At 63.9% G+C, this 330-nt stretch carries 1 protein-coding gene; it reads right to left on the bottom strand.

The window, feature by feature from the left end; translation table 11 throughout:
* Positions 1–54: 54 nt before the first annotated feature.
* The coding region (locus EN846_RS34140) for a carboxymuconolactone decarboxylase family protein (protein ID WP_135928134.1) at positions 55–330 on the bottom strand (276 nt) is incomplete at its 5' end.

Genomic DNA, 330 nt, shown 5'->3' with positions numbered 1-330 from the left:
GGGCGTTCGGTTGCTGGGGACGCGGCCCGGCGCGATCGCCGGACCGCGGGTCTTTCACTGCGACTTGGCCTTGACTGCCGCGAACAGGTCGTCGGTCTGCTTCTTGAATGTGGCGAGGTCGACCTGGCTGCCGTTGAGCATCGTCGACCAGTGGCGCACGATTGCCGCCATAGCGATCGCTTCCTTGATCTCTTCGTCGCTCGCGCCATTCGCCTTGGCCGCCAGCGTGTGGAAATAGATGCAGTACTGGCAGGGGATCTGCGAGGCGACCGCGAGGCCCAGCAGTTCCTTGGTCTTGCCGTTGAGGGCGGTATTCGGATTGAGCTGCAC

Source organism: Mesorhizobium sp. M4B.F.Ca.ET.203.01.1.1, from assembly GCF_004791025.1.
GTDB classification, from domain to species: Bacteria; Pseudomonadota; Alphaproteobacteria; order Rhizobiales; family Rhizobiaceae; genus Mesorhizobium; species Mesorhizobium abyssinicae.
Note: the sequence above shows the minus strand (reverse complement) of the source record. Positions and strands in the feature narration are given on the sequence as shown.